Genomic DNA, 1,863 nt, shown 5'->3' on the forward strand with positions numbered 1-1,863 from the left:
AGCAGGAAAAGGCTCAGGGGGAGAAGCAGACGGGCAGCGTTCATGGGGGCTCCGTTGTTTAGCGACAAAGGGCGAACATAACCGAAGATGAGACAAGGTGTGACAGATGGCGTTGTGTTGGCTGCACCGGCCTCTTCGCGAGCAAGCCCGCTCCCACATTCGACCGCATTCCAAAGCATGGACTCGGTCAAGTGTGGGAGCGGGCTTGCTCGCGAAGAGGCCAGCTCAGGCGCTACATAACTATCAGAACAACACCTTCGCCACATCCGCAAAGCGCTTGGCAAAGTGCACCGTCATCCCTTCCTTCAGGTACTCCGGCAGCTCTTCAAAGCTCCCCCGGTTAGGCTCCGGCAAGATCAGCTCGTGAATCTTCTGGCGCCGCGCCGCAATCACCTTCTCGCGCACCCCGCCAATCGGCAGCACATGCCCGGTCAACGTCAGCTCACCGGTCATCGCCACGCCTTTTTTCGGCGGCTGGTTACGTGCCAGCGACAGCAGCGCACTGGCCATGGTCACGCCCGCGCTCGGGCCGTCTTTCGGTGTGGCGCCTTCCGGCACGTGCAGGTGCACGAAGGCTTCATCGAAGAACTTCGGGTCACCGCCAAACGACTTCAGGTTCGAGCTGATGTAGCTGTAGGCAATCTCGGCCGATTCCTTCATCACTTCACCCAGTTGCCCGGTGAGCTTGAAGCCACGGTTCAGCGTGTGGATGCGCGTCGCCTCGATCGGCAGGGTCGCGCCGCCCATGCTGGTCCAGGCCAGGCCGGTGATCACACCGGTGCCCGACAGCACTTGCTCGTTACGGAACACCGGCATGCCCAGGGAGGCTTCCAGGTCCTTGTTGCCGATCTTGATCACCGAGTCCGGCTCATCCAGCAGCTTGACCACCGCCTTGCGCACCAGTTTGCCCAGCTGTTTCTCCAGCTGGCGCACCCCGGCTTCGCGAGCGTAACCATCGATCAGCGCGCGCAGGGCGCCGTCGCTGATGGACAGGCTGTTTTTCGACACGCCGGCTTTTTCCAGCTGCTTGGGCCACAGGTGACGCTTGGCGATCGCGACCTTTTCTTCGGTGATATAGCCCGACAGGCGAATCACTTCCATCCGGTCCAGCAACGGGCCGGGGATCGAATCCAGGGTGTTGGCGGTGCACACGAACAGCACTTTGGACAGGTCCAGGCGCAGGTCCAGGTAGTGGTCGAGGAATTCGACGTTCTGTTCCGGGTCGAGGGTTTCGAGCAGGGCCGAGGCCGGGTCGCCCTGGTAGCTCTGGCCCATCTTGTCGATCTCGTCGAGCATGATCACCGGGTTCATCACTTCCACATCTTTGAGGGCTTGCACCAGCTTGCCCGGCATCGCACCGATGTAGGTACGGCGATGCCCCTTGATCTCCGCCTCGTCACGCATGCCGCCGACGCTGAAGCGGTAGAACGGCCGGCCGAGGGATTCGGCAATCGATTTGCCGACACTGGTCTTGCCCACGCCCGGCGGGCCCACCAGCAACACGATGGAGCCGGCGACTTCGCCCTTATAGGCGCCCACGGCGAGGAACTCGAGGATGCGACTCTTGATGTCGTCCAGGCCGGCGTGGTGTTTGTCGAGCACTTTGCGGGCGTGCTTGAGGTCGAGTTTGTCCTCGCCATACACGCCCCACGGCACCGAGGTGGCCCAGTCCAGGTAGTTGCGGGTGACCGCGTACTCCGGCGAACCGGTTTCCAGGATCGACAGCTTGTTCATTTCTTCGCTGATGCGTTTCTGCGCCTGGGTCGGCAGGACCTTGTCCACCAGGCGTTGTTCGAATTGCTCGACGTCGGCGCTGCGATCGTCCTTGGTCAGCCCCAGCTCTTGCTGGATGACCTTGAGTTG

General features: G+C 61.9%; 1 protein-coding gene. It reads right to left on the bottom strand.

Annotated elements, in window-relative coordinates; all coding sequences use genetic code 11:
- Positions 1-243 precede the first annotated feature (243 nt).
- A partial coding sequence (gene lon, locus HX869_RS29005) for an endopeptidase La (RefSeq protein ID WP_178904040.1) occupies positions 244-1,863 on the bottom strand: 1,620 nt, incomplete at its 5' end.

Origin of the sequence: Pseudomonas sp. P7779, assembly GCF_013386315.1 — a bacterium.
Lineage (GTDB): Bacteria > Pseudomonadota > Gammaproteobacteria > Pseudomonadales > Pseudomonadaceae > Aquipseudomonas.